This is a genomic window from Paraburkholderia hiiakae (assembly GCF_904848665.1).
Lineage (GTDB): Bacteria > Pseudomonadota > Gammaproteobacteria > Burkholderiales > Burkholderiaceae > Paraburkholderia > Paraburkholderia hiiakae.
Window position 1 is genome coordinate 54,522 of sequence record NZ_CAJHCQ010000001.1, and the last position, 21,348, is coordinate 75,869.

The window sequence follows — 21,348 nt, forward strand, 5'->3', positions numbered from 1 at the left end:
CATAACCGCACTACGGAACAACGAGAGGGCCGACGACCGATGAAAGTAATGATCGTGACCGATGCATGGGAGCCGCAGGTGAACGGCGTGGTTCGAACGCTGAAGAACACGACGCGCGAACTCATCGCGCTCGGGCATCAGGTCGAACTGCTCACGCCACTGGAGTTCCGCACGATACCGTGCCCCACGTATCCGGAAATCAAGCTCTCGCTGCTTCCGAAGCGGCATCTGCGCGATCGCGTCCGCGCATTCGGGCCCGATGCCATCCACATCGCGACCGAAGGTCCGCTCGGACTCGCCGCGCGCCGCTACGCGATCGACCACGACCTGCCGTTCACGACCGCTTATCACACGCGCTTTCCCGAGTATGTGCAGGCGCGCTTCGGCGTTCCGCTCTCCGTGACGTACCGTTTCCTGCGCTGGTTCCACAAGCCTTCGCTCGCGGTGATGGCGCCCACGCCCGTCGTGAAAACCGACCTCGAGAAGTTCGGCTTCACGAACGTCGTGCTGTGGACACGCGGCGTGGACCTCGACATCTTCCGGCCAATGGAGTCGAAGGTGCTCAACACGGCGCGCCCCATCTTCCTCTATGTGGGCCGCGTGGCCGTGGAGAAGAACGTCGAGGCGTTTCTCAAGCTCGATCTGCCCGGCTCGAAGTGGGTGTGCGGCGAAGGCCCGGCGCTCGCCGAGCTGAAGTCGCGCTATCCCCAGGCGAATTACCTGGGTGTCCTGAGCCAGCCTGAACTCGCGAAGGTCTACGCCGCCGCCGACGTATTCGTGTTCCCGAGCCGCACCGACACCTTCGGTCTCGTGCTGCTCGAAGCGCTCGCATGCGGCACGCCGGTGGCCGCCTACCCGGTGACAGGCCCGATCGATGTGCTGGGCACGGGCGGCGCAGGCTCGATGAACGAAGACCTGCGTGAAGCGTGCCTCGAAGCGTTGAAGATCGAGCGCGCCGAGGCGCGCGCCTGGGCCGAGCGTTTCTCGTGGCGTGCGGCCTCCGAGCAATTCGCGGCACATCTGAAGCCGCACTCGCGTGCGACGATGGAGCCTTCCAGCGCCGCTGCCTGAGCACGAGGCCGGCCATGGTCCGCGCAACGACAGCCAGCAAGCGCGCCGGGGACACGGACGGCCCCGGCGCAACCGCCTCCCACGCGTGCGATACTGAGGTACTACCTGGCACCACCATGACGCCACGTCCTCCGTCACCGCCGCATAGCGCCCAGGGCGCTCGCAGTCCCAATCCGCCAGCCCGCCAAAGTGCCGGCGGCTCGACGCGTACCGCACGCGCCGCCGAAGCGCTCGATCCGCGCGCGCCAGTTTCTACCGTTGCTGCACCTGGCGTCGCGCCGCAAGCCGCATCGGTGATCGAGAACGCCAATCCCATTGCGCCCGCTGCCGCACTGGAGCCGCCCGAGCCGCCGCACCTGCACGAACCGCTCGGGCCGGACGATCCGCTCGCCCCGCTGCCCTTCAACCCGTACAAGGGCAACCGCGGCATCACCCGCGCATGGAAGGCGCTCAAGTACTCGATCAAGGGCTTTCGCGCCGCCATCCGCGAGGAAAGCGCGTTTCGCCAGGAGCTTACGCTCGCGGCCATCCTCGTACCCATCGGCGTTTTCATTCCGGTCGAGCCGGTCGAGCGTGTGCTGCTGCTCGGCTCGGTGATCCTCGTATTGATCGTCGAGTTGCTCAATTCGAGCATCGAGAACGCGGTGGACCGCATCGGCCTCGAGCGCAATGAGCTTTCGGGGCGCGCCAAAGACCTCGGCAGCGCGGCCGTTACGCTCGCCTTGCTGCTCTGCGTGATGACCTGGGGGCTGATCCTCGTGCCCCGTTTCGGGCCGCTGCTGCTGCACGGAATCGGCGTACTGTAGCGCCCCACCCCCTCGTATAGCGAGGGCCTCGCCTCTGTCCCACGCTCTCGACAGGCGCAAGCTGTCGGTGCGCGCGGGCCGTCGGTTTATAATCGAACGACAGTCTTATAACGACCAACCGCGTCCGGGCCGCGCGCACCGCTACCTATTGGCGGGCGCCTGGGCCCGGCACAGCATTTTCAGGGCCGGACGACATGGATGCCAAACCTCCCCGCCGCACTCGCGAACGGATACTTGAATTGTCGTTGAAGCTGTTCAACGAGATCGGCGAGCCGAACGTCACCACGACGACCATCGCCGAGGAAATGGAGATCAGTCCAGGCAACCTGTACTACCACTTCCGCAACAAAGACGACATCATCAACAGTATCTTCAGCCAGTTCGAGCAGGAGATCGAAAAGCGTCTGCGCTTTCCCGAAGACCATCGCGCCACCATCGACGAGATGTGGGCGTACTTGCAGTACATGGTCGACTTCACGTGGCGTTACCGCTTTCTCTATCGCGACCTGAACGACCTGCTCGCGCGCAACCGCACGCTGGAGATGCATTTCAAGCAGATCATCAGCCACAAGGTGCACTTCGCGAAGCAGTTCTGCGAGCAGCTCGTGGAAGACGGCGACATGGTCGCCACGCCCGCCGAGATCGACGTGATTTCGACCAATATCGGCGTGATCGCCACCTACTGGCTCTCGTACCAGTTCGTAATGAACCCGCGCAAGTACAACGACCAGGAAGCGATTCGCGACGAGTTGCACCAGGTGAGCGTGCAGATCGTCTCGCTGATGGCGCCGTATCTGCGCGGCCGCGCGCGCGAGCTGTTCGACGATCTCGTTTCGGGCAAGCTCCCCAAGCGCGAGTTCTACGACTACCTGCCGCCGCGCGAAGGCGCGGGCGCCGCCAAGGACAACCGGGAATAAAGGCCAAAGCCGAATGAAAGCAGTCTGCGTGTATTGCGGCTCCTCGCCTGGAGCCAACCCGATCTACACCGAAGCCGCACAGGCCTTTGGCCGCGCGCTCGTCGCCGCGAACCTCGCGCTCGTCTATGGCGGCGGCAAGGTCGGCCTGATGGGCGTGATCGCCGACACCGTGATGGCGGGCGGCGGCCGCGCCATCGGCGTGATCCCCGAGCTGCTGGTGGACAAGGAAGTGGGCCACGCGGGCCTCACCGAGCTGCACGTCGTGCCCGACATGCACCACCGCAAGAAGATGATGGCCGACCTCTCCGACGCTTTCGTCGCGATGCCGGGCGGCGCGGGCACGCTCGAAGAGCTGTTCGAGGTCTACACCTGGGCGCAGCTCGGCTATCACCGCAAGCCGGTGGGCGTGCTGAACATCGGCGGCTTTTACGATCCGCTGATGGCGCTGCTCGACCACACGGTGCGCGAAGGCTTCATGCGCCAGACCTACCGCGACATGCTGCAAACCGACAGCGATCCGGTCGCGCTGATCGCGAGGCTCAAGCGCTATCACGCGCCAGCGAAGGACAAGTGGGCGGACTTGCGCGAGAACGTTTGATCTAGCCGCGCGCCGCTGCCTCCCGACAAACCGCAGTCACTACGCGCAGTTACCACCATGAGTCCATCGCGATGAGCAAGGTTGTCCTGATCACCGGCGCAAGCCGCGGCATAGGCCGCGCGACGGCGCGTCTGCTTGGCGCGCACGGCTGGACCGTGGGCGTGAACTATCTGCACAACGAACCGGCTGCCGACGAAACTGCCGCCGAGGTGGGCCGCGCTGGCGGCCACGCGCGCGTGCTGCGCGGCGACGTGGCAAGCGAGGCGGACGTTGTCGCCATGTTCGACGCGCTCGAATCGGCCTATGGCCGTATCGATGCGCTCGTGAACAACGCGGGCATCGTGGCTCCCGGCAGCCAGGTCGCCGACATGAACGCCGAGCGTCTGAAGCGCATGTTCGACGTGAACGTGTACGGCGCGTTTCTGTGTGCACGCGAAGCGGCGCGGCGCATGTCGAAGGATCGTGGCGGCGACGGCGGCGCGATCGTCAACGTCTCTTCTGCGGCCGCCCGGCTCGGCTCGCCTAACGAATATGTCGACTATGCATCGTCGAAAGGCGCGGTCGACACGATGACGATCGGACTTGCCAAGGAACTCGGCCCGCAGGGCGTGCGCGTGAACGCCGTGCGCCCCGGCCTCATCGACACCGAGATCCACGCGAGCGGCGGCCGCCCGGATCGCGCGGCCGTGCTTGGCGCGCAAACGCCGCTCGGCCGCCCCGGCAGCGCCGACGAAGTCGCACAAACGATCGTGTGGTTGCTGAGCGACGCCGCCTCGTATGTCACAGGCGCCCTACTCGACGTGAGCGGCGGGCGCTGAAGTCGCGCGCTAGTCTTGGCTAGAACGACGAACCGCGCTCGCGCAGGAAGGCGGTTTCCTCGTCGGTGCAAACGCGGCCCAATTGCGCATTGCGATGCGGAAACCGCCCAAAGCGCTCGATGATCTTCGCGTGGCGCACGGCGTAATCGTAGTAGCCCTTCCCTTCAGGATCTTTTGCCAGCTCGCCGAAAAGTCGCAGCGATTCGCGCTGCGCTTCGGCATTTTCGGCATGCTCGAACGGCAGATAGGCGAATGAGCGGTGCTGCAACGTGGGCAGGCGCAGATCCGCACCGCTCGCCACCATCTCGCGCGCGATGCCGAGCGCCTTGTCGTCCGCGGAGAAGGCGTGCGGCGTGCCGCGATGGCAGTTGCGCGAGAACTGGTCGAGCACGATCACGAGCGCGAGCGCACCTTCGGGCGTCTCGCACCATGCGTCGAGTTCGCCCGCGCAGGCAGTGTCGAGCAGCGCGCCGAAGCGTTCGCGTAGCTGTGCGTCGAACGCTGCGCTCTTGCGGAACCAGATCTTGCGCTCGCGGCCGAACACCTCCGAACCCGGCGCACCGAACCAGAAGTCGAGCACTCCCCGCGCACGCGGGTCGAGATTCATTACGCCAGTTCCAGTACGAGACGCCGCGTGCGCGCGCTCTTCTTCTCGAGCTTCGCCACGCGCAACGCGCCGATCTCCTGCGTGTTACGCACGTGCGTGCCGCCGCAAGGCTGCAAATCGACACTCTCGATGCGTAAGAGGCGCACACGGCCGAGGCCCATCGGCGGCTTCACGCTCATCGTGCGCACGAGTTCGGGGCGTTGCGCCATCTCTTCGTCGGTGATCCATTCGGTCGCCACCGCGTGCGCGGCCGAAACGAGTTCGGCAAGCCGCGCCTCCACCATGTCGCGCTCGATCGGCTCGACCGTTGCGAAATCGAGGCGCGCATAGTCGGTCGTGATACTGCAGCCGTCAACGGGGTACGGCAGCACCGCGCACATCAGATGGCTCGCCGTATGCAGACGCATGTGCCGGTGGCGGCGCGCCCAGTCGATCTCGGCGCGCACACGCTCTCCGGCGGCCAGGCGCGCGAGCAGCGCTTCCTGGCCTGGAGCGGGCACGTGCAGCGCGTCGTCGGGCGTCGCGCCTTCGAACTTCGCCTTGCGTGTGTCGGCAATCTCGATGCGCGTGCCGTCGGCGAGCACCAGCGCGCCGGCGTCGCCAGCCTGGCCGCCGCCGAGCGGATAGAACACGGTCTGGTCGAGCCGCACGCCGTCCTCGCCGACGGCAAGCACGGTCGCTTCGCACTGCGTGAGATAGGCGTCTTCGCGAAAGAGCGCGCGGGTGGTCGTCATCGTGGGTGTCTCCTCGTTTTGCTTACGGCTGGCCGCGCGCAGGCGCCCACCAGCCAAAGGGGCATTATGGGCGCGTCGTGACACACCCCGCTGGACGGCCGCGATGCGCGAGCGCCTGACTGTACTGGCCCGCGGACCGGCACAATCGAGCGCTGCGCATCAACCCGGGTGATTGCGCATCCAGTCCGCGGTATCGAAGAACGAGTGCAGCAGGCGCTCGCGCAGCGGCTCTGGGAGGCCCACGTCTTCCATCGCCCACGCCATGCAGCGCAGCCACTGGTCGCGCTCGGACGAGGCGATCGCGAACGGCAAATGACGAGCGCGCAAGCGCGGATGACCGAAGCGCTCGATGTAGTGGTCCGGGCCGCCAAGCCAGCCGCAGAGGAACCAGAACAGCTTGTCGCGCGAACCGTCGAGCGTTTGCGGATGCATCGCGCGGATGCCCGCAAAGTCGGCCTCGAGGTCCATCAGGTCATAGAAACGGTCGACGAGTTCGCGCACACGCGCCTCGCCGCCGACGAGTTCGAAGGCCGTGGGTTTCTGCGGCGCTTCGTCGGCTGGATTGGTCATACGGTTGAATCAGGACAAAAAGAGGGACGGCAGCGCACTGCCGCAAACCCATGATTCTCGCATAGCGGCGCGTGGCGGCGGGTTCGCACCCCGCGCCTCACGCGTCGCGCAGCGACTGCAGCGCCGGCCGCGCGAGCACGTGCCGCAAGCTGATCCACCCGCCCACGCCGGCGCACACCACGCCTGCGGCGATGCCGGCCGGCAGGAGCCAGGGATCGAACGGGAGATAGAACAGAAACACGTGCGTGGCGAGCACCGAGCCGACCGCCTGCGCGCCGATCGCAGCCATGAGCCCCGCGAGCGCACCCACGGAGATGAATTCGGCCACCTGCACCGCGCGCACCTGCTGGTGCGATGCCCCAAGCGCCCGCAGCAGCGCCGACTCGCGCATGCGCTCGTCGCGTGTGCCCGCGAGCGCCGCGTAGAGCACCAGCACGCCGGCGGCGAGCGTAAAGAGAAAGAGGAACTGCACCGCGCCGATCACCTGCTCCAGCACGCGCTCGATCTGCGCGAGAATCGGCGCGATGTCGATCGCGGTGACGTTGGGATAGCGGGCCACGAGACCGTCCACGACCTCGCGCTGCCCCGGCGGCAGGTGAAAGCTCGTGATGTAGGTCGCCGGAAAATCGCGCAGCAACCCGGGCGGCATCAGCACGAAGAAGTTGACCTTGAACGAGCCCCAGTCGAGCTTGCGCACGCTCGTCACGGGCGCCGTGACTTCGAGGCCGGTCACATCGAACTTGAGCACATCGCCAGGCTTCACGTTGATGAGCTTCGCCAGGCCCTGCTCGATCGAAAGCTGCGGCGTGCTCGAATCGCCATACCAGCTGCCCGCCTCGATGCGGTTGTCGTCGGGCAGCGTCGTCGTGTACGAGAGATTGAACTCGCGATCCACGAGGCGGCGCGCATCCTCGCTCTTGTACGAGTCGGGATTCACGGGCTTGCCGTTGATCGAGATGAGGCGCCCGCGCACCATCGGCTGGAGATCGCTATCAGCAGCCCCGGCGATGCCGTGCGTGCGCAGCCAGGCCGCCACGGCGTCGCGCTGGTCGGGCTGGATGTCGATGAGGAACTCGTTGGGTGCGTCCGGCGGCGTGGACTTGCGCCAGCCATCGACGAGGTCGTTGCGCGTCATCGCGATCAGCAACAGGCACATGAGGCCGATGGCGAGCGCCGTGATCTGCAGCGCGCTTGCGCCCGGCCGCCGCTCGAGCGACGCCAGCGCATAGCGCCAGCCCACGCCCGCGCGCGCCTGGCCGGAAAGGCGTGGGCTGCGAGCCACGCGCGCCGCACACCAGAGCGCTGTGCGCGCGACGCAGGCGAATACGAGCAGCCCGATCGCGAAACCGCCAGCGACGATACCGCCCAGCTTCAACTCACCCGCCGCGATCACGAGCAGCCCCGCAAAAAGCGCAATACCGACGCCATAGGCCGCCCACGCGGCGCGCCCTTCGTCGCCCCACTCGCGGCGCAGCACGCGCACCGGCGGCACGCGCGTGAGCGGCAAGAGCGGCGGCAGCGCGAAGCCCAGCAGCAACACGAGGCCCGCGGCGATGCCTTCGAGCACGGGCAGCGGGCCGGGCTGCGGCAAGACGACGTCGATGAGATTGCCGAGCCACGCCAGCAGCGCGAGATGGCCCGCGTAGCCGAGCGCGACGCCAACCGCACCGCCCACGAGCCCGAGCCCCGCGAACTCCAGCACAAAGAGCGTGCGCAGCGTGCGTTGACTCGCGCCGAGGCAGCGCATTGCGGCGCAGGCATCGAGATGGCGGCGCGTGTAGCGATGCGCGGCCATCGCGATCGCCACTGCCGCGAGCAGCGCCGTGAGCAGCGAAACGAGCGTGAGGAAGTGGCGCGCGCGGTCGAGCGTCTGGCGCACCTGCGGCTGGCCGTCCTGGAGCGATTCGAGCGCGACGCCGCGCATCTTGCCGCCATCCACGCGCGCACGCGACCAGGACGCGAACTGCGCGACGGCCGGATCGGCGCCCGCCACGAGCAGGCGGTAAGTCACGCGGCTGCCATAGCCAAGCAGACCCGTCGACGCAACTTCGTCCGCGCGCATCATGAGGCGCGGCGAGAAGTTCACGAACGAAAAGCCACGGTCGAGTTCTTTCGTGATGAGCGCGTTCACGGTGAAGGTGCGCGTGCCGACTTTCACTGTGTCGCCGACATGCAGTTTGAGCGCGTCGAGCAGTTCGTCGTCCACCCAGACGGTGCCCGGCGGCGGAATGCCCTGCGCCGCGTGATCGGGCGCACCGGGCGCCGCGGCGATGCGCAGCGCGCCGCGCAGAGGATAGTCTGCTGAGACAGCCTTGACGGCGGCAAGGCGCGTGGCCGTTGCGCCCGGGGCGGCGGAAGCGCCCGCCGCTGCCGCAACTGATGGCGCACCCGCACTCACCATGCTCGGAAAGATCGCCGTGGTCGCAGTGCGCAGCGAGAGCGATTGCGCCTCGCGCACAAACATGGGATCGACGGGGTGATCGGCGCGCACGATGAAATCGGCGGCGATCATGCGCCGGGCATCGCGTTCGAGACCGCGCTGCAGGCGATCGGCGAGAAAGCCCACGCTTGCGAGCGCCGCCACGGCGAGCACGAGCGCGAGCAGCAGCATGGTGAGTTCGCCCGCGCGCCAGTCGCGCGCCGTCATGCGCGCGGCAAGACGCACGAGATCGGACCCGCTTGGGGTGGTACGCACGGCCACGGGCCCACGCGGACCGCCTTGGCCGCCCCCGGTTGCACCGAGCGGCTCAGCCTGCACGAAGCCCGGGCCGCCTTCGCTGCGCGCAGGCTTTGCGTTGGAAGAAGGCGCGCCGCCGCTCAATCGTGACGACCCCGCAACGAAAGACGCGAAACCATGTGCGTCGCCATGCCGCGAAAACCGCCTTGCACGCCGCGCCACAGGCGCGGCAGCGCCCAGACCGCGAGCAAGAGGAACGCCATGAGCATGACGAGGAAGAGCAGCGGCACGAAGAACGCAAGCAGCACGCCCACGAAGGTCATGCCGTCCTCGGCGCTCGACGTGACGACGTTCGACACCGGCTCAGGCGAAAGATTGATGAGCGCGCGCGTGCCCGCTTTGGCGAGATGCGCCGTGCCCGCGAGTGTGCCGCCCGCCAGCGCGGCGACGGTCAAGAGCGCCGGATCGGCGTGGCCGAGCGCGGCGGCCGCCAGCACGGCCCCGGCCGGAATGCGGATGAAGGTATGCACCGCGTCCCAGAGCGAATCGAACGCGGGGATCTTGTCGGCGAGGAATTCGAGCACCGTGAGCGCGGCGGCGATGCCGATCACCCACGGCGAAGCGAGCACGGCGAGCGTGTCGGGCAGGTGAATCAGGCCAAGACGTTGCAGTACGCCGGCCATCAGCACCGTGAGATAGAGACGCAGGCCGCTGCCCCAGGACAGGCCCGCCGCTAGCGAAAGTGGTTCCAGCATGGCTGCCTCCTCGCGCGGCGCGGCCGGCGCGCCGGCGCTCCACACGCGAAACGGGAGAGCAGGCGCTGTGCGCACACGCTCGCCGCTCATGCGGCGCGGAGTGTTATCGGGTTATGACCGTTCCATTATAGCCACGCTCGCTGCGGCGCCGCAGCGGTGTTGCGCGGCCGCGGCACAGTGTCCGGACCGAGGTATGCGCAGCGAATTGAATCAGGCGGACGAAGAAAGCTTGAGACCGATGAGGCCGAGCACGATCAGTGAGGCGCTCGCCACCCGCGCGGCACTCACTGCCTCGCCCATCATGACGATGCCGAACACGAACGCGCCGACCGCGCCGATGCCCGTCCACACCGCATAGGCGGTGCCGAGCGGCAATTGACGCATGGCCATGGCGAGCAGGACAAAGCTGCCCAGCGCCGTGACCACGGTGAACACCGAGGGCCAGAGCCGCGTGAATCCTTCGGACGATTTGAGACCGGCGGCCCACGCCACTTCGAGCAGGCCAGCGATGAGAAGGAGAAACCAGGACATAGGCAAACGCTCCATTCAAAAAAATGGGGCCGTCCCCGATGACATAAACGTCTGCAAGGCCGTCCTTACAGAGTTGTAATTATAGCACCGACGCCGCGCAGGCTTACTGCACGCCGACCAGCCGGTATCCCACGCCCGTCTCGGTGATGATGTGCTCGGGCTGCGCGGGATCGCGCTCCAATTTCTGCCGCAGATGCGCCATGTAGATACGCAGGTAATGGCTGCTTTCCACATGCGATGGCCCCCAGACCTCGCGCAGCAGTTGACGGTGCGTCAGCACGCGCCCGGCGTCGCGCACGAGCGTGGCGAGCAGGCGGTACTCGATGGGCGTGAGATGCACGGGCGCGCCGTCGCGCGTCACCTGGCGCAGCCCGAGATCGACGTTCACAGCGCCGAAGCTCACCTGCGGCGCCTCGTTCGCCCCGCTGCGGTTGCGCCTGCGCAGCTGCGCCCGGATGCGCGCAAGCAACTCGGACACCCCGAACGGCTTTGTCAGGTAGTCGTCGGCGCCAGCGTCAAGTGCGGCCACCTTCTCGCTTTCCTGGGTGCGCGCCGAAAGCACGATCACGGGCAGATCGCTCCAGCCGCGCAGTTCGCGGATCACGTCGAGGCCGTCGGTGTCGGGCAGGCCCAGATCGACGATCACGAGGTCGGGCTTGCGCGTGGCGGCCTCGACGAGGCCCTGCTTGCCGGTCTCGGCGTCGTGCACGACGATACCCTCGCCCTCCAGCGTTGCGCGCACGAATCGGCGAATCTGTTTTTCGTCTTCGATCAGGACGACGGCGATGCTCGGGTCACTCATTTGCGGGTTTGGGATCGACGGTTTTTTGGGAGGTGGGCATCCGTGGGGCGGGCATCCGTGGGGCCGATTCGGCCCTGACGGGTTCAATAGCGCTCGCGCGTTGCGCGTCGCCATGCGGCTCGAGCGGCTCGAGCGCTTCATGCACATCTGACGCATCGGTCACATCGGCGGGCAGCGGCGGCGGCGACTCCACGGGCAGCGCAAACCAGAACGTCGCGCCTTCCACATGGCCGTCGGCGGCAACGCGATTTGTCGCGCCGATTGTACCCCCGTGCGCCTCCACGATCGCCCGGCAGATGGCGAGTCCGAGCCCGATGCCGGGCTTGGCCGACTCCTTCTCGCCACGCGTGAACTTCTCGAACACACGCTCGCCCATGCCGGGCGGCAAACCCGGCCCGTTGTCCTCGATCGACACGCGCACGAACGGCTGGCCGCCCGTCTCCACGCGGCGCGCCGCGATGGACAGCGGCGTGTCAGCGGGCGTGTACTTGGCCGCGTTCTCCAGCAGGTTCGAAAAGAGCCGCTCCATCAGCACGGCGTCGAGCTGGAGCAGCGGCAAGCCCTCCTCCAGCAACACCCGCACGGGGTGCCGCGCGAGCACGCGGCGGCAAGCGGCGAGCGCCGCGCCCACGGTTTCCTCGAGCAGCGTCCACTGACGATTGAGCCTCAGGCTCCCGGCCTGCAGGCGCGCCATGTCGAGCAGGTTCGTGACGATGCCCGTCATGCGCAGCGCCTCGTCGTGAATCGCCTCGATCAGCTCGCCCGAGCGCGAATCCCGTGCATCCTCGGGCTCATGGGTTTGCGCGAGCATCGACGAGAAGCCGACGATCGTCGTGAGCGGCGTGCGCAGGTCGTGCGAAATGGCCGAGAGCAGCGAATTGCGCAGCCGCTCCGACTCCATGTTGACGAGCGCGTCGCGCGCGATGTCCACGTAGTGCACGCGCTCGAGCGCGAGCGCGATCTGCGCGGCGAACGCGTCGAGCATGCGCTGCTGCTCGGGCACCTGCAGCTCGCGCGCATCGCGCGTCACGACCGCGAGCACGCCGCGCGTGCGCATTGGCGCCTTGAGCGGCAAGTAACGCGCAACCGCGGCCGGCAGCGTATCGGTGCCGTTGCCCGCGGGCTTTTGCTGGTCGTACACCCACTGGCCGACGTCGATGTCGAGGTTTTCGGCGTCGAGCATGATCTTCGGATCGGGCTCCTCGATCTTCTGCTGCACCTTGTCGACGCTATCGGGCAACAGCAGCGCCACGCGCGCGCCGAACACCTCGCTCACGTGACGGCTGCCGATCGCCACGATCTGTTCCGTGGTGAGCGCCGCGGCCAGCTCGCGCGCCATCGCATACATCGCGCCCGTGCGCTGCTCGCGCCGCTGCGCGACGCTCGCCTCGCGGCGCAGGCTCGACGTGAGATGGCTGATGACGAGCGAAGTGAGCAGCATGCCGACGAAGGTCAGCAGATATTGCGTGTCCGTCACCGAAAACGACATGCGCGGCGGCACGAAGAAAAAGTCGTACGCGGCGACGCTCGCAAACGAGAGCATGACGCCCGGCCCGCGCCCGAGCTTCGTCGCCGCGAAGATCACGCCGAGCAGATACAGCATGACGAGGTTCGCGAGGTCGATGCGGTCGATCAGCTGGCTCGCAATGAGCGTCACGCACGCGCAGATCACGAGCGCGGCCGCGTAAGCGCGCGGCGGCGAGCGCTCGGCGCCGCCCACCGCGAGCGCCTCGCGCCAGGCGTTGGCGGCGCGTGTTGCTGCGCTGACCGCATTGGCCTCGCTGCCCGAGCGCACCGCGTCGCCCGCACTCGCGCGCACGAGCGTGAGATCGACATCGCCGGCTTTTTCGGCCAGGCGCTCGCCGAACGGGCGCTTCACCCAGCGCGAAAAGCCCGTGCGCAAGGAGCCGCCCGCCACGAGCTTCGATACATTGCGCAGCCGCGCATAGCCGACGAGTGTCGTCGCGGCGTCCTCGCCCGCGAGCGTCGCCGTTTCGGCGCCGAGCTCGGAGGCGAGCTTGAGCGCGCCGAGCGTGCGCTCGCGCGTCGCATCGGGCAGACGCTGGAGCTTCGGTGTCTCCACATACACGGCGATCCAGTCGGCCTTCAGGCTCGCGGCGAGCCGCGCGGCAGCGCGCACCAGCGCGTTCGCCTCGGGCCCCGGCCCCACGCAGACGAGCAGGCGCTCGCGCGCCTGCCAGACATGCTGGATCGAGCGGTCGGCGCGGTACTCGCGCATCTGCGCGTCCACGCGGTCGGCCGTGCGGCGCAGCGCCAGCTCGCGCAGCGCGATCAGGTTGCCCTTGCGAAAGAAGTTGCGCACCGCGCGCTCGGCCTGCGCCGGCATGTAGACCTTGCCGTCGCGCATGCGGTCGAGCAGTTCTTCGGCGGGCAGGTCGACGAGCGTGACTTCGTCGGCACGATCGAACACGCGGTCGGGCACGGTCTCCCACACGCGAATGCCCGTGATCTGCCCGACCACGTCGTTGAGGCTTTCGAGGTGCTGCACATTGACGGTCGTGTAGACGTCGATGCCAGCGTCGAGCAGCTCGTACACGTCCTGCCAGCGCTTCATGTGCCGCGCGCCGGCCACGTTCGAATGCGCGAGCTCGTCGACGAGCACGAGTTGCGGCTTGCGCTCGAGCGCCGCGTCGAGATCGAATTCTTCGAGCAGACGCCCGCGGTAGGCAATGCGCTGGCGCGGCATGACGTCGAGGCCGGCGGTAAGCGCGGCGGTCTCGCTGCGGCCGTGCGTCTCGACGATGCCGACCACCACATCCACGCCTTCCTCGGCGCGGCGGCGCGCAGCCTGCAGCATTGCATAGGTCTTGCCCACGCCCGCTGACGCGCCGAAAAAAACCTTCAGCTTGCCGCGGCGGCGTTTTTCTTCGTCACGCTGCAGCCGGTCGAGCAGTTCGTCGGGATCGGGGCGGTTCATGCGGAAGTCGGATTGGATTTCACGTGGATTGCACCTGGAGCACGAAAGATCGTCTCACCGTGGCGCGGAAATGGCAAACCGCACGTTCGACGCGCAAGGCGTCGAGCGTGCGGTGCGGTGTGGCGTTGCCGCTTAGCTAACCTCTTTGCCGTCGAGCGCGAGGTTCAGTTCGAGCACGTTCACGCGCGGCTCGCCGAACAGGCCAAACTGACGGCCCTTCGTGTAGCGGTCCACGAGCGCCTGTACGTCGTTCGCGCTCAGGTGGCGCGCTTGCGCCACCCGCGCCACCTGGTACGCGGCGGCGGCCGGCGAGATCTCCGGGTCGAGGCCGCTGCCCGAGGACGTCACGAGGTCGGCGGGAATGGGCTGCGAGACATCGGTGCCCGCGGCCTTCAGGGCGTCGATGCGGCCTTTGAGCTCGTCGGCAAGCGCCGGGTTGGTCGGCCCGAGGTTCGAGGCGCCCGAACCCGTCGCGTTGTACGGCATCGGCGAGGTGGCCGAGAGACGGCCCCAGAAGTACTGGGGCGCGTCGAACTGCTGGCCGATGAGCGAGCTGCCCACCACCTTGCCATCCACTTCGACCAGACTACCGTTGGCCTGATGGTGGAACGCGGCCTGGCCGAACGCGGTCATCACGGCCGGATACACGAGGCCGGTGATGACCGTCAGTACGGCGAAGATCACGATCAGAGGACGAAACTGCGATTTCATTTTGGCTTCCTATGTATCTATCCGTATGAGTCTGCGTGTGTGTCTGTCTGCGCGACTCAGACCCAGCCGAACGCGGCCAGCACCATGTCGATCAGCTTGATGCACGGGAACGGCAGGAGGATGCCGCCGAGGCCGTAGATCAACAGATTGCGGCGCAGCAGCGTCGCCGCGCCGAGCGGCCGGTACTTCACGCCCTTGAGCGCGAGCGGAATCAGCATCACGATGATGAGCGCGTTGAAGATCACCGCCGAGAGGATCGCCGACGCCGGCGATGTCAGGTGCATGACGTCGAGCACACGCAGTTGCGGATACGTCGAAGCGAACGCCGCCGGGATGATCGCGAAGTACTTCGCGACGTCGTTGGCGATCGAGAACGTCGTGAGCGAGCCGCGCGTCATGAGCATCTGCTTGCCGATCTCGACGATCTCGATGAGCTTGGTCGGGTTCGAATCGAGGTCGACCATGTTGCCCGCTTCCTTCGCGGCCTGGGTGCCCGTGTTCATCGCCACCGCCACATCGGCCTGGGCGAGTGCCGGAGCGTCGTTGGTGCCGTCGCCCGTCATCGCCACGAGCTTGCCCTGCGCCTGGTGCTCGCGGATCGTCGCGAGCTTGGTTTCAGGCGTGGCTTGCGCGAGGAAGTCGTCCACGCCGGCTTCGGCAGCGATCGCGGCGGCGGTCAGGCGGTTGTCGCCCGTCACCATCACGGTCTTGATGCCCATCTTGCGAAGCTCGGCGAAACGCTCCTTGATACCGCCCTTCACCACATCCTTCAGTTCGATCACGCCGAGCACGCGTGCGGTGCCGTCATGCATTTCCGCGACTACGAGCGGCGTGCTGCCACGGCGCGCCACGTCGTCCACGGCGTTGTCGACTTCGCTCGGAAAGCGGCCGCCGTGGGCTTCGACGTAATGCTTCACCGCGTCGGCGGCGCCCTTGCGGATCTCGCGGCCCGGCATGTCCACGCCGCTCATGCGCGTTTGCGCGCTGAAGGCGAGGAACACGGCGTGCAGCGAGTGCATGTCGCGCTGACGAATGTTGAAGCGCTGCTTCGCGAGCACGACGATGCTGCGGCCTTCCGGCGTTTCATCCGCGAGCGACGAGAGTTGCGCGGCGTCCGCGAGCACTTCCTCGCTCACGCCCGGCGCGGGCACGAACATCGACGCCTGACGGTTGCCGAGCGTGATCGTGCCGGTCTTGTCGAGCAGCAGCACGTCCACGTCGCCGGCGGCTTCCACCGCGCGGCCCGACGTCGCGATCACGTTGGCCTGCATCATGCGACTCATGCCGGCCACGCCGATTGCCGAAAGCAAACCGCCGATGGTCGTCGGAATCAGACAGACGAGCAGCGCCACGAGCGCCGTGATCGTGACCACGTGGCCCATCTTCGCGGCTTCGACCGAGAACATCGAGAACGGCAGCAGCGTTGCGGTGGCAAGCAGCAGCACGATGCTCAACGCGACGAGCAGGATCGTGAGCGCGATTTCGTTAGGCGTCTTCTGGCGCTTCGCGCCTTCGACCATCGCGATCATGCGGTCGAGGAAGGCTTCACCCGGATTCGCCGTGACGCGCACGACGATCCAGTCGGAAAGCACACGCGTGCCGCCCGTCACCGAAGAAAAGTCGCCGCCCGACTCGCGGATCACCGGCGCCGATTCGCCCGTAATGGCCGATTCGTCCACCGATGCCACGCCTTCGATCACTTCGCCGTCCGCTGGAATCGTGTCGCCGGTCTCGACCAGCACCACGTCGCCGCGGCGCAGATCGGAGGCCGTCATGATGCGGATCGGCGCCTTCGGATGCGGCTCGTTGAGCTTCTTGGCCATGACGTCTTTCTTGGCCTGGCGCAGCGACGCGGCCTGCGCCTTCGAGCGGCCTTCGGCGAGCGCTTCCGCGAAGTTCGCGAACAGCACCGTGAACCACAACCAGAGCGCGACCGCAAGGATGAAACCTGCGGGCGCTTCGGCCTGGCCCATGAGCGCCGCGACCCAGAGGATCGTCGTGAGCACGCTGCCCACGTAGACGCAGAACATCACCGGGTTGCGCAACTGCGTGCGCGGTTTGAGTTTTCTGAACGAGTCCACGATAGCCGGGCGCACCAGCGCCGGATCGAACATGGACCGAGTTGCACTATGCTGATTCATTTTCGTTTCGCTCATGTTGCGAAGGCCCCGTTCAATGCACGCCCATCATGATCAGATGCTCAACGCCGGGACCGAGCGCGAGTGCGGGCACATAGGTAAGCGCACCGACCAGCAGCACCGTGCCGAGCAGCAGCACGACGAAGAGCGGACCATGCGTGGGCAGCGTGCCGCCCGTCACCGCAATGCGCTTCTTGCTCGCAAGCGACCCCGCGATGGCCAGCACCGGGATGATCGTGCCGAAGCGGCCGAACCACATCGCAATGGCGAGCAGCCAGTTATAGAACGGCGTGCTCACTGTCAGGCCGGCGAATGCGCTGCCGTTGTTGTTGGCCGCCGAGCTGAACGCATACAGGATCTCGGAGAAGCCGTGCGCGCCCGGATTGGCGATCCCGGCCTTGCCCGCGTCGGATAGCACGGCGATCGACGTGCCGAGCAGCACGAGCAACGGCGTGAGCAGCACGACGATCGAAACCATCTTCATCTCGAACGACTCGATCTTCTTGCCGACGTATTCCGGCGTGCGGCCGATCATGAGCCCCGCCACGAACACCGCGAGCAGCGCGAACACGAGCATGCCGTAGAGACCCGAACCGACACCGCCGAAGATCACCTCGCCGAGCTGGATGAAGAGCATCGGGATGAGGCCACCGAGCGGCGTGAGCGAGTCGTGCGCCGCGTTCACGGCACCGCACGAGGCCGCCGTGGTGGCGACGACGAAGATGCCCGTCTGCGCGATGCCGAAGCGCGTTTCCTTGCCTTCCATGTTGCCGCCCGCCTGCAGCGCGCTTGCGTGCTGGTCGACATTGAGCGTCGTGAACATCGGATTGCCCGCCTGCTCGGCTGAGAACACGCAGCCCACGGCCACGACGAACGCAACCGTCATCACCGCGAGGACGGCCACGCCCTGCCTGCGGTCGCCCACCACATTGCCGAACACGAGACACAGTGCCGCCGGAATGATCAGGATCGCCAACATTTCGATGACGTTCGAAACCGGCGTGGGATTCTCGTACGGATGCGCCGAGTTCGCATTGAAGAAGCCGCCGCCGTTGGTGCCGAGCATCTTGATCGCGACCTGTGAAGCGACCGGGCCCATGCCGAGCGTTTGCGACGTGACCTTCGTGTCGACCGTTTCAGGATTGCCCTTCGCGTCCTTCACCGGGTTGCCCTGGGCGTCGAGCTTCGGCGCGGCGTAGGTCGTGGTTTGCAGCACCGGCACGTCCTGATACGCCTTGAAGTTCTGGATCATGCCCTGGCTCATCAGGAGCGCGGCGATGATCGCCGACATCGGCACGAGGATGTACAGCGTCGTGCGCGTGAGGTCGACCCAGAAGTTGCCGATGGTCTGCACCGAGTGGCGTGCAAAGCCGCGAATCAGCGCGATCACGACCACGATGCCCGTCGCCGCCGAAAGGAAGTTCTGCACGGTGAGACCGAGCATCTGCGTGAGATAGCTCACCGTTTGCTCAGGCGTGTAGTCCTGCCAGTTGGTGTTGGTGACGAAGCTCACGGCCGTGTTGAACGCGCCGTCCACCGTCATCGGGCCGAACTGCTGCGGGTTGCCAGGCAGCCAGCCCTGAATACGCAGCAGCACATAAAGAAAGCCCACGCCGAGCACGTTGAACGAGATGGTGGCGAGCGCATAGCGCTTCCAGTTCATCTCGGCGGCCGGATCGACGCCGGCCACGCGATAGAGCAGGTTTTCGAGCGGCGCGAACAGACGCACGACGCGCGAGCGCCCATCGAGCACGCGCGTCATGTAGCCTGAGACAGGCACCGCGAGCGCGAGCAGGACGACGAGGAAAATCCCCGCCTGGAGCAGATTGTTGGCGTTCATTCGATATCCTCCGCGCGCAGGAGCGCATGGACGAGATAAACGAACAGCAACAGCGTTGCCGCCCCCGATAGCCAGAAGATCCAGGTCATGGGCGCACCCCCTTCGCACCTTGATCGCGGCGGTACTGCATAAGCTTCTCGCAGCCCGCGATCAACGCGTATGTGAGCGCGGCGAAAACCACCAGCCCCCCGATATACAGCACATCCATTGTCGTGTTCTCCATTCGCGGATGACGGATGGCTGAAAGTTACCCGCTACGGCATTAAATCCGGATCAAAGGTTTTGGCGCTTGTATAAAAAACGTGTAAACGCGGGAGCGAAAGTCGGCGCAGGCAGCGGCGAAAAGAAAAAAGGCGCGCAACATTGGCGTTGCGCGCCTTTTGGGTCTCCATGACGCAATCGAGGAACGTCAAGGTCGAGTCAATGTACCGGCGCCGATGGCATGCCCCATGCGGCGTGGCAGTGCATCAATTTTTACGTCACGGGATCAGGACGGTCGAACCCGTGGTCTTGCGCGCTTCGAGTTCGGCGTGAGCCTGGCCGACGTCCTCGAGTGCATAGCGCTGGTTGATCGACGTCTTGACCTTGCCGGAGGCGACCACGTCGAACAGTTCGGCGGACATCGCTTCATAGTCGGCGCGCTTCGCGATATAGGTGAAGAGCGTCGGGCGCGTGAAAAAGAGCGAACCGCGCCCCGCGAACTCCGACGAATCGATCGGCGGCAACGGCCCCGAAGCATTGCCGAAGCTCACGAACAGGCCGAGCGGCGCGAGACAGTCGAGCGATTTCGTGTAGGTGTCCTTGCCAATGGAGTCGTACACCACGGGGACACCCGCGCCGTTCGTAATCTCGCGCACACGCGCCGTGAAGTCCTCGCGCGTGTAGACGATCGGATGATCGCAGCCGTGCGCCTTCGCGATCGCGGCCTTTTCGTCCGAGCCCACGGTGCCGATCACGGTCGCGCCCAGCGTCTTCGCCCACTGGCACACGAGCAGGCCCACGCCGCCTGCCGCCGCCTGAATGAGGATGGTGTCGCCGGCCTTCACGCGATACGTGCGGCGCAGCAGGTATTGCGCCGTGAGGCCCTGCAGCATGAGCGAAGCCGCCGCTTCGTCGCTGATCGCGTCGGGCAGCTTGATCACCTGGTCGGCGCGCAGCACGCGCTCCTGCGCGTAGGCGCCCGGCGGACGCCCGACATACGCCACGCGGTCGCCCACCTTCAGCGCGCTCACGCCTTTTCCCACGGCCGTCACCTCGCCGGCCGCCTCCATGCCGAGCCCGGCGGGCAGCGGCTGTGGATACAGCCCGGTGCGGAAATACACGTCGATGTAATTGAGGCCGCACGCGCTCTGGCGCAAACGCACCTCGCCCTCGCCCGGTTCGCCCACGTCGACGTCCACCCACTTCATCACTTCGGGGCCGCCGGTTTTGTCGTATCGGATTGCCTTGGTCATCACGTCTCCTTGGTGTTGTCCTCGCTGTTGGCTACTTATCGGCTAGCCGTTGCCCACCTGCATGGCGCAACGCGCCCGCGCGCTTCAGACCGCGTTTTTCTGGCGCAGCGTAAGCACGTCGAGGAGCATGCGCGCCGTCGAGATATTCGTCGCGCACGGCACGTCGTGCACGTCGCACGCGCGCACGAGCGCGTTGATGTCGGGTTCGTGCGGCTGCGGGGTCATCGGGTCGCGCAGGAAAATCACGATATCGATGTTGCCTTCCGCAAGCCGCGCGCCGATCTGCAGGTCGCCGCCATGCGGGCCCGACAGCATGCGCTCGACGTTCAAGCCCGTCGCGGCCTCGATGCGCGAGCCGGTCGTGCCGGTCGCGATGATCTCGCAGTGGCGCAGCGTATCGACGTACTCGCTCGCCAGCTTGACGATGTCTTCCTTCTTGTGGTCGTGCGCGATCAATGCGACGCGAGTTGGCATGGCGTAAGTCTCCTTGACGTGTGGTTTGCGTACGTAATCGTCGTGATGTGTGTCGTGATGCGGCGCCAGGGCGGCCGTGGCTGCCTGGCGCCGACTCCGCTGACTCAATAGGTGCCGGGATAAGCCCCGCCGTCGATCAGCCAGTTCTGCCCGGTGATATAACCCGCGTGCACGCTGCACAGGAACGCGCAGGCGCGCCCGAATTCCTCGGACGTACCGAAACGCCCCGCCGGAATCGTCTTCATGCGGCGCGCGCGCGCTTCTTCTTCCGAGATATGACTCGCCTTCGCCTGCGCGACGATGGTGGCCTGGATGCGATCGGTATCGAATGCGCCCGGCAGCAGGCTGTTGATCGTGACGCCGGTGGCGGCGACCTGGCGCGCCACGCCCGCGACGAAGCCCGTGAGGCCCGAGCGCGCGCCGTTCGAGAGGCCGAGCACATCGATCGGCGCCTTCACCGAGGAACTCGTGATGTTGACGATGCGCCCGAAGCCGCGCGCGATCATGTCGTCGATGGTGGACTGGATCAACGCGATCGGCGTGAGCATGTTCGCTTCGAGCGCCGCGATCCACGCCTCGTGCGTGTACTTGCGGAAGTCGCCCGGCGGCGGGCCGCCCGCATTGTTCACGAGGATGTCCGGCGACGGGCAAGCGGCGAGCGCGGCGGCGCGGCCCGCTTCCGTGGTGATGTCACAGGCCACGGCCTTGACGTCCACGCCCGTGCTCTTGCGGATATGCGCGGCGGTTTCCTCCAGCGTCTGCGCGGTGCGCGCGACGATCGTCACGTTGACGCCTTCGGCGGCGAGCGCCTCGGCGCAGCCGCGTCCGAGTCCCTTGCTGGCCGCGCATACCAGCGCGGTGCGTCCTGCGATGCCCATGTCCATTGTATTCGTGTCCTTTTTGCGTG

The 21,348-nt window shown here is 66.6% G+C and carries 21 protein-coding genes; 5 read left to right on the forward strand and 16 right to left on the reverse strand.

All coding sequences use genetic code 11. The annotated features are described in order from the left end of the window. Positions 1-39 precede the first annotated feature (39 nt). The 5 genes from JMY28_RS00280 to JMY28_RS00300 all read left to right on the forward strand — a co-directional run bounded on the left by JMY28_RS00280 (position 40) and on the right by JMY28_RS00300 (position 4,210). On the forward strand, positions 40-1,071 hold the full coding sequence (locus JMY28_RS00280) for a glycosyltransferase family 4 protein (protein ID WP_201693558.1): 1,032 nt from the start codon (positions 40-42) through the stop codon (positions 1,069-1,071). 116 nt (positions 1,072-1,187) lie between these two features. Then, positions 1,188-1,877 (forward strand): diacylglycerol kinase, encoded by a 690-nt coding sequence (locus JMY28_RS00285; protein ID WP_236596640.1) that lies wholly within the window; start codon positions 1,188-1,190, stop codon positions 1,875-1,877. Positions 1,878-2,071: 194 nt separating this feature from the next. Continuing rightward, a complete protein-coding gene (locus JMY28_RS00290; RefSeq protein WP_158757374.1) occupies positions 2,072-2,794 on the forward strand; it encodes a TetR/AcrR family transcriptional regulator in 723 nt (240 codons plus the stop codon). A 13-nt stretch (positions 2,795-2,807) separates the two neighbouring features. After that, positions 2,808-3,392: an LOG family protein gene (locus JMY28_RS00295; protein WP_201693559.1), complete on the forward strand. Its 585-nt coding sequence runs from the start codon at positions 2,808-2,810 to the stop codon at positions 3,390-3,392. A gap of 71 nt (positions 3,393-3,463) precedes the next feature. Next, positions 3,464-4,210, forward strand: coding sequence for an SDR family oxidoreductase (locus JMY28_RS00300; protein WP_201693560.1), 747 nt, complete (start codon positions 3,464-3,466; stop codon positions 4,208-4,210). A gap of 19 nt (positions 4,211-4,229) precedes the next feature. Here JMY28_RS00300 and JMY28_RS00305 read toward each other — a convergent pair whose 3' ends face one another. The 16 genes from JMY28_RS00305 to JMY28_RS00380 all read right to left on the reverse strand — a co-directional run bounded on the left by JMY28_RS00305 (position 4,230) and on the right by JMY28_RS00380 (position 21,325). Next, complete coding sequence (locus tag JMY28_RS00305) at positions 4,230-4,817, reverse strand: DUF924 family protein (RefSeq protein WP_201693561.1); 588 nt, start codon at positions 4,815-4,817, stop codon at positions 4,230-4,232. Continuing rightward, entirely contained in the window at positions 4,817-5,551 is a 735-nt protein-coding gene (locus JMY28_RS00310; protein WP_201693562.1) for an alanyl-tRNA editing protein, read from the reverse strand. The genes JMY28_RS00305 and JMY28_RS00310 overlap by 1 nt, the downstream gene beginning before the upstream one ends. A gap of 159 nt (positions 5,552-5,710) precedes the next feature. Further along, on the reverse strand, positions 5,711-6,121 hold the full coding sequence (locus JMY28_RS00315) for a group II truncated hemoglobin (protein ID WP_201693563.1): 411 nt from the start codon (positions 6,119-6,121) through the stop codon (positions 5,711-5,713). Between the two features lie 97 nt (positions 6,122-6,218). Next, a complete protein-coding gene (locus JMY28_RS00320; protein WP_201694569.1) occupies positions 6,219-8,768 on the reverse strand; it encodes an ABC transporter permease in 2,550 nt (849 codons plus the stop codon). Positions 8,769-8,938: 170 nt separating this feature from the next. After that, on the reverse strand, positions 8,939-9,553 hold the full coding sequence (locus JMY28_RS00325; protein ID WP_201693564.1) for a DUF4126 domain-containing protein: 615 nt from the start codon (positions 9,551-9,553) through the stop codon (positions 8,939-8,941). Positions 9,554-9,763: 210 nt separating this feature from the next. After that, on the reverse strand, positions 9,764-10,084 hold the full coding sequence (sugE, locus tag JMY28_RS00330; protein WP_201693565.1) for a quaternary ammonium compound efflux SMR transporter SugE: 321 nt from the start codon (positions 10,082-10,084) through the stop codon (positions 9,764-9,766). A gap of 103 nt (positions 10,085-10,187) precedes the next feature. Then, on the reverse strand, positions 10,188-10,886 hold the full coding sequence (gene kdpE / locus JMY28_RS00335) for a two-component system response regulator KdpE (RefSeq protein WP_201693566.1): 699 nt from the start codon (positions 10,884-10,886) through the stop codon (positions 10,188-10,190). Further along, a complete protein-coding gene (locus JMY28_RS00340; RefSeq protein WP_201693567.1) occupies positions 10,879-13,824 on the reverse strand; it encodes a sensor histidine kinase in 2,946 nt (981 codons plus the stop codon). The genes kdpE and JMY28_RS00340 overlap by 8 nt, the downstream gene beginning before the upstream one ends. 132 nt (positions 13,825-13,956) lie before the next feature. Beyond that, on the reverse strand, positions 13,957-14,535 hold the full coding sequence (kdpC, locus tag JMY28_RS00345) for a potassium-transporting ATPase subunit KdpC (RefSeq protein WP_201693568.1): 579 nt from the start codon (positions 14,533-14,535) through the stop codon (positions 13,957-13,959). Between the two features lie 56 nt (positions 14,536-14,591). Continuing rightward, a complete protein-coding gene (gene kdpB, locus JMY28_RS00350; protein ID WP_201693569.1) occupies positions 14,592-16,676 on the reverse strand; it encodes a potassium-transporting ATPase subunit KdpB in 2,085 nt (694 codons plus the stop codon). Positions 16,677-16,707: 31 nt separating this feature from the next. Beyond that, positions 16,708-18,513 carry a potassium-transporting ATPase subunit KdpA gene (gene kdpA / locus JMY28_RS00355; protein ID WP_201693570.1) on the reverse strand — a complete coding sequence of 602 codons (1,806 nt, stop codon included), beginning with the start codon at positions 18,511-18,513 and terminating at the stop codon, positions 16,708-16,710. Beyond that, positions 18,510-18,602, reverse strand: a complete 93-nt coding sequence (kdpF, locus tag JMY28_RS00360; protein ID WP_027819619.1) for a K(+)-transporting ATPase subunit F — start codon at positions 18,600-18,602, stop codon at positions 18,510-18,512. Before kdpF ends, kdpA begins: the two co-directional genes overlap by 4 nt. Further along, complete coding sequence (locus JMY28_RS00365; RefSeq protein ID WP_069265305.1) at positions 18,599-18,721, reverse strand: potassium ABC transporter ATPase; 123 nt, start codon at positions 18,719-18,721, stop codon at positions 18,599-18,601. The genes kdpF and JMY28_RS00365 overlap by 4 nt, the downstream gene beginning before the upstream one ends. A gap of 271 nt (positions 18,722-18,992) precedes the next feature. Further along, complete coding sequence (locus JMY28_RS00370) at positions 18,993-19,967, reverse strand: quinone oxidoreductase family protein (RefSeq protein WP_201693571.1); 975 nt, start codon at positions 19,965-19,967, stop codon at positions 18,993-18,995. An 84-nt stretch (positions 19,968-20,051) separates the two neighbouring features. Continuing rightward, positions 20,052-20,441 (reverse strand): methylglyoxal synthase, encoded by a 390-nt coding sequence (locus JMY28_RS00375; protein WP_201693572.1) that lies wholly within the window; start codon positions 20,439-20,441, stop codon positions 20,052-20,054. 104 nt (positions 20,442-20,545) lie between these two features. Further along, complete coding sequence (locus JMY28_RS00380) at positions 20,546-21,325, reverse strand: SDR family oxidoreductase (RefSeq protein ID WP_201693573.1); 780 nt, start codon at positions 21,323-21,325, stop codon at positions 20,546-20,548. Between the last annotated feature and the right edge of the window lie 23 nt (positions 21,326-21,348).